The 5939-nt window shown below is 73.1% G+C and carries 7 protein-coding genes and 1 pseudogene; 4 read left to right on the top strand and 4 right to left on the bottom strand.

Annotated features, from left to right (window positions below; translation table 11 throughout):
- Together FV223_RS18130 and FV223_RS18125 are read left to right on the top strand one after the other, a co-directional pair.
- A partial coding sequence (locus FV223_RS18130) for a phosphatidate cytidylyltransferase (RefSeq protein ID WP_187276176.1) occupies positions 1-492 on the top strand: 492 nt, incomplete at its 5' end.
- Between the two features lie 14 nt (positions 493-506).
- Positions 507-626 (top strand): annotated as a pseudogene (locus FV223_RS18125) (1-deoxy-D-xylulose-5-phosphate reductoisomerase); the annotation flags it as partial.
- A gap of 233 nt (positions 627-859) precedes the next feature.
- Here FV223_RS18125 and FV223_RS18120 read toward each other — a convergent pair.
- From FV223_RS18120 to FV223_RS18100, 4 genes are all read right to left on the bottom strand, one after another.
- Positions 860-1675: an alpha/beta hydrolase gene (locus tag FV223_RS18120; RefSeq protein ID WP_147728330.1), complete on the bottom strand. Its 816-nt coding sequence runs from the start codon at positions 1673-1675 to the stop codon at positions 860-862.
- 225 nt (positions 1676-1900) lie between these two features.
- Entirely contained in the window at positions 1901-2680 is a 780-nt protein-coding gene (locus FV223_RS18115; protein WP_147728329.1) for an ABC transporter ATP-binding protein, read from the bottom strand.
- 17 nt (positions 2681-2697) lie between these two features.
- Entirely contained in the window at positions 2698-3564 is an 867-nt protein-coding gene (locus tag FV223_RS18110) for an ABC transporter permease (RefSeq protein ID WP_147728328.1), read from the bottom strand.
- Positions 3565-3679: 115 nt separating this feature from the next.
- Positions 3680-4624, bottom strand: a complete 945-nt coding sequence (locus tag FV223_RS18100) for an NrtA/SsuA/CpmA family ABC transporter substrate-binding protein (RefSeq protein WP_147728326.1) — start codon at positions 4622-4624, stop codon at positions 3680-3682.
- Between the two features lie 156 nt (positions 4625-4780).
- Between FV223_RS18100 and FV223_RS18095 the strand changes: the two genes are divergently transcribed.
- A complete protein-coding gene (locus tag FV223_RS18095; protein ID WP_147728325.1) occupies positions 4781-5683 on the top strand; it encodes a LysR family transcriptional regulator in 903 nt (300 codons plus the stop codon).
- Between the two features lie 62 nt (positions 5684-5745).
- Positions 5746-5939 (top strand): hypothetical protein (locus tag FV223_RS18090; protein WP_147728324.1); only part of this gene is annotated, 194 nt, incomplete at its 3' end.

Genomic DNA, 5939 nt, shown 5'->3' with positions numbered 1-5939 from the left:
CTGTTCGGCGGCGCGGTCGTCGCCCTGGTGCCGGTGGCGCTCCGCGACGCGCCGGCGATCGGCATCCTCGGGCCGGCTTGGATGTTCGCCGTGGTGTGGTCGACCGACGTGGTGGCCTACTTCACCGGCCGGACGCTCGGCGGGCCGAAGCTGATGCCGCGGGTGTCGCCGAAGAAGACGTGGTCCGGCGCGCTCGGCGGGCTCGCTGGCGCGGTGGTCGCCGGTCTCGCGGTCGTCGCGCTCGCCCGGGCGCAGGGCTGGAGCCCGCTCGCCGAGACCGCCCTCGTCTGGGTCGGGCTCGCCAGCGCCGTCGCCTCGGTCCTGAGCCAGGGCGGCGACCTCGTCGAATCGGCCCTGAAGCGCCGCTACGGCGTCAAGGATTCCGGCAAGTCCATTCCGGGCCATGGCGGGGTGATGGACCGGCTCGACGGGTTCTTCGCGGTCGCGTTGCTCGCCGGCCTGTACCTGATCCTGCGCCGCCTCGCGGCCTGACGGAGTTTTTCGCCGTGACCCACACCGTCACCATCCTGGGCGCCACGGGCTCGATCGGCCGCTCGACCACCGACCTCCTCGCCCAGCACCCGGATCGCTTCCGGGTGGGCGCGGTGGTCGGCGGCCGCGATGCGGCGGTAGACCTCCGCCAGGATCGCGCGCGGGTCGTCGCCGGCGGCGTAGGCCGCGTGCAGGGCGGGAATCGTCGGGAACGGGGGCATGGCGTCTCGCGGTGGTGCTTCTCGAAAGCGATCCCATCCCGCCCCGCGTCCCGAGGCGCCCGCCCCGGCGGGCCTCGAAGGCGGGCTCCTTCGAGGCCTCCGCTCGGCTGCGGCACCTCAGGACGAGGGGGGTGGGAGCGTCGGCGCTACAATCCGGCCAGCCGCGCCGCCGTCCGGGCGATCGCGCCCTCGGGGTCGACCAGCGCGTCGAGCACGGTGAAGTGGTTCGCGCCCGTCACCGGGATCAGCGGCCCGTCCAGCCCCAGGGCGCGGCGGGCGGCGTGGTAGGCGTCCGACTGGCGCCGGAGCTCGGGCAGCTCGTCGGCGCCGTACAGCACCGCGACGGGCGGCGCGCCCGGGCTCAGGTGGCGGATCGGCGAGAGCGCCGCGATCTCTTCCGCGCTCAGGCTCAAGGCGTCGTTGAGATTCGTGCCGGCGATCGGCGCGAGGTCGAAGAGGCCGCTGATCGCGAGCCCGGCATCGGCCCCGTCGGCGACCTGCGCGGCGAGGTGCCCGCCGGCCGACCAGCCGGAGACCACGAGCCTGCGCCCGCCGCCATCGGCGCGCAGCAGCGCCAGGGCGGCGCGGGCCTCGGCGACGATCGCGGTCAGGCTCGCCTCCGGCGCCAGGGTGTAGCCGACCAGCGCCACGTCGAGCCCGAGCGCCAGCGGCCCCTCGGCCATGCAGGAGAACCCGCGCCGGTCGTTGCGCTGCCAGTAGCCGCCATGGAGGAAGGCCAGCATCGGCGCGCTCGGCTGCCCGCAGCGGAACACGTCGATGCGCTGGCGCTCGCCCGGCCCGTAGGCGAGGTCCAGCGCCTCGGCATGGCGCTCGCGGAACGCGGCGCTGCGCGCGCGCCAGCCGGCGACGATGGCGGCGCTGTCGGCCACCGCACCGGAATTGTCGTAGGCCCGGCTCAGCGCCGCGCGGTCGAGGTCTTGCCAATCGGTCGTCTCGGGCATGGTCGCCGGCCTCTGGTTTGCGATCGTGCTCAGGCCGCAGCCGTTCGATCAGGCGCCAGGCCCTCCGAAGCAGGCGCGGGCCCCCTCTCCCGGGCGGGAGAGGGCTGGGGTGAGGGATGAGAACCGTCCGGAGAGGTCACGCCCCTCACCCCCACCCTCTCTCCCTGGGAGAGGGGGCCGCGTCGCGGCTCCGAGACGGATACGATCCTCGCTGCCGCAGCCACCTCAGGCCGCCTTCGGCGCATGGTGGCTGTGGAGCTGGGCCGAGAGCATGCGGCGCACGTCGTTGAAGGCGGGGCTCGACACGTCGCGGCGGCGGGGGAGGTCGATCGCGTGCACCGCCTCGATCCGGCCGGGGCCGGGCGACATCATCACGATGCGGTCGGCGAGGAAGATCGCCTCCTCGATCGCGTGCGTCACGAACAGCACGGTGAGGCCGGTGCGGCTCCACAGGTCGAGCAGCTCGTCCTGCAGCCGCTCGCGGGTCATCGCGTCGAGCGCCCCGAACGGCTCGTCCATCAGCACCACCTCGGCCTCGTTGGCGAGCACGCGGGCGATGGCGACGCGCTGCTTCATGCCCCCCGAGAGCTGGTGCGGGTAGGCGTCGGCGAAGGCCGCGAGGCCGACGAGGTCGATGTAGCGGGCGGCGGTGTCGCGCACCTCCGCGGCCGGGCGGCCCCGCGCCTTCGGGCCGAAGCCGATGTTGTCGCGCACGCTGAGCCAGGGGAACAGGCCGTAATCCTGGAACACCATCCCGCGGCTCGGGCCCGGGCCGGGGATCGGCTTGCCCCACATCAGGGCCTCGCCGCCGGTGGCCGCCTCGAAGCCGGCCACGATCCGCAGCAGGGTGGACTTGCCGCAGCCCGAGGCCCCGAGCAGGCAGACGAACTCGCCGCGGCGCACGGTGAGGTTGGCGCCGCGCAGGGCCTCGGTGCTGCGCCCCTGCGAGCGGTAGGTCTTGGAGACGTCGCGCACCTCGACGATCGGCAGGGTCGGGTCAGCCATCCGAGGATCTCCGGTTCTCAACCATGCGCGGGGCTCCACGCGAGCAGGCGGCGCCCGATCTCCATGACGATCCGGTCGGAGACGAACCCGGCGACGCCGATCACCACCATGCCGCAGATGACGATCTCGGTGCGGGAGAGCTGGCGCGCCTCCATGATGATCGCGCCGAGACCCGTCTGCACCCCGGTCATCTCGCCCACCACGATGACGACCCAGGCGAAGCCGAGGCCGAGGCGCAGGCCGGTGAAGATCGAGGGCAGGGCGGCCGGCAGCACGACGCGGGCGAACTGCGCCGTCCCCGTGCATCCGAGCATGGCCGCGGCCTCGAACAATCGCGGCTCGACCGAGCGCACGCCGAAGATCGTGTTGACGAGGATCGGGTAGAACGCCCCGAGGAAGACCAGGAAGTAGGCCGAGCGCGGCCCGAGCCCGAACAGGATCATCGCCAGCGGCAGCCATGCGGTGACGGGCACCGGCCGCAGGATCTGGAAGGTCGGGTCGAGCAGCGCCCGCATCAGCGGCACGCGTCCGATCAGCAGCCCGAGCGGCAGGGCGGCGGCCGCGGCCAGCGCGAACCCGCCGAAGACGCGGGCGAGCGAGGCGGCGAGATGCGTCCACAGCGTGCCGCTGAAGGCGTCGTCGTTGATCCCGCCGACGGCCAGATCCCGCATCTCGGTCCAGACCTCGGCCGGCGGCGGGATCAGGCTGTAGGGTCTCCCGACGGTGGCGAGGTGCCAGACCAGCGCGAGCGCAACGGGGAGGGCGAGCGCGAGGGCGGGCGCCGTCAGGCGCCGAAGGATGTTCACAGCGAACGAGGCCCGGTCGCGATGGCGTGGGGCGCGGGTCCCCCCTCCCGTTCGGGAGGGGGACAGGGCGAGGGGCATGACCTCTCCGGACAGACCGGACCCCTCACCCCAACCCTCTCCCGAACGGGAGAGGGGGAGCGCCGCGTCGCCGGCGGCGGCCGATCCGGCCTCCGTCGCTGCCATCGCGCTCATGTCACGCGTCCCGCATCGCGTCGACGAAGGTGGTGTCGATGAAGCCGGGCTCGGGCAGGCGCTTGATCTGCTTGAGGGCGAGCATGTGCTGGGCGTAGGCCTCGGCCTTCTTGACCTCGTCCGGGCCGAGCTGCCACGTCAGGTCGACGTTGGGGGCCGAGATCGCCAGCGCCTCGCGCTTCTGGCCGAGCTTGGCCACCGCCATGTCGATCATCGCGTCGCGGTTCTTGGCCGCGAACTCGGTGCCCTTGCGGTGGATCTCCAGCATGGTGCGCACGAGGTCCGGCTTGCTCGCGATCGTGTCGCGGTGGGTGCCGAACACCATGTTGAGCGAGCCCATCGCGGTGCCGTAGGGGTACTCGACGAGCTGGCCGACGCCGCTCGACAGGCTGACGCCGGGGGCGGGCTCGGCGCCGACATAGGCGTCGATGTCGCCCCGCGCCAGGGCGATGTGCATCTCCGAGAACGAGATCCGCACCGGCACGATGTCCCGGATCGACAGCCCCTCCATCCGCATGCGCTCGAGGGCGAACACCTCCTGCGTCGAGCCGGGCCACAGGGCGACGCGCTTGCCCTTGAGGTCCTTGATCGCGCGGATGTCGGAATCCTTCCTGGAGATGATCGCCATGCCGCCGTTGCAGGTCGAGGCGATCACCGTCAGCGGCTCGCCAGCGGCCGCGCCCAGCGTCGCCGAGGCGATGCCGAAGGTGCCGAAATCCACCGACTTGGTGACCACCGCGTTCTTGCACTCGGTCGGGCTCTCGAACGGGATCACCTCGACCCGGGTGCCCGCCGGCGTGAAGCGCTCGTAGAAGTACGGCGCGATCGAGTGGATCAGCTTGAGCGAGCCCATGCGGATCGTCACCGGCTCCGCCGCCCGGGCGACGAACGGGGCCGAGACCAGCCCGGCCCCGAGGCCGGCGAGGAGGGTGCGGCGGTCGATCATGGCTTCACTCCGGGGTCGGCGACGAGTTGAAGCCTAGCTGCGCCGACCGTTGCAAACGAGTGCTCGTTCGGGATCGTGCCGTTGCGGTTCGGGCAACGGGTGGCCTAGGCTTGCCGGAGCGGGTTGCAGGACCCGTGCCCGAAGCGGGTCTTGGCGATGAAGCACACCCGGACGCTGGCCTGCATCGCCGAGATCGCCCGGAGCGGCTCGATCCGCCGGGCGGCCGAGCGCCTGAACATCGCGCCCTCGGCGCTGACCCGTCAGGTCCAGGACATCGAGTACGAGCTCGGCACGCCGATCTTCGAGCGGCTGGCGCAGGGGATGCGGCTCAACGCGGCCGGCGAGCTGCTGGTCCGGCACGCGCGCGACCAGCTCGCCGACCTCGAGCGGGTGCGCTCGCAGATCGCCGACCTCTCCGGGGTCCGGCGCGGGCACGTGGCGCTCGCCTGCAGCCAGGCCTTCGTCACGGAGGTGGTGCCGGAGGAGGTCCAGGCCTATCGCGCGCGGTTTCCGCTGGTCGGGTTCACGGTGCAAATCCGCGACCACGTCCAGGCGGTGGCGGCGCTGACCGCGTTCGAGGCCGACCTCGCCCTGGTGCTGCAGCCGCCGCCCTCGGCCGACCTGCACGTTTTGTATTCCTGCCGCCAGCCGCTCTGCGCGCTGATGCGGGCCGGCCATCCCCTCGCCCGCGAGACCGGGCCGGTGCGCCTGCGCGACTGCCTCGCCCACGCGATGGCGCTGCCCGACCGGTCGCTGGCGATCCGCCTGCACCTCGAGCAGGCCCTGGCGCGGCGGGGGGTGCCGCTCGGGCCGGTGGTCGAATCGAGCTCGCTCGAGTTCCTGCGCAACCTCGTGCTGCGCGAGGAGGCGGTCAGCCTGCAGGTGCCGAGCGGCATCCCCGACGATCCCCGCCTCGTCAGCCGCCCGATCGACGGGCGCGACCTCGACCCGATGGTGATGATCCTCGGGCAGCTGCGCGGGCGCCTGCTGTCCGTCGCCGCGGCGAAGTTCGCCGACCAGCTCACCCAGAGCCTCGACCGGCGGCAGGCGGGGGCCTGAGGCGCGGGAGCGAAACCGCGCCCGCCGACTTTCCCGTGCGGGCCAACTAGGACAGCGACGCCATGAAGACCGACCGACGCCTGATCTACGCGAGCGAGAACGGCGACCGCTGGTGGCTCCGCCGCGCCGACGGCGCCGAGGCCGTGATCCTGCACGAGCCGAACGCGTCGTCCGGCGGCCGCACCTCCGAGACCGCGATCGGCGCCTTCCTGCGCGCCGGCGCGGGCGGGCCGGAGCACCGGGCCCTGCTCGACCT

Source organism: Methylobacterium sp. WL116, assembly GCF_008039455.1.
In the GTDB taxonomy this organism is placed as follows: domain Bacteria; phylum Pseudomonadota; class Alphaproteobacteria; order Rhizobiales; family Beijerinckiaceae; genus Methylobacterium.
This window is presented reverse-complemented; position numbering and strand designations above follow the sequence as displayed.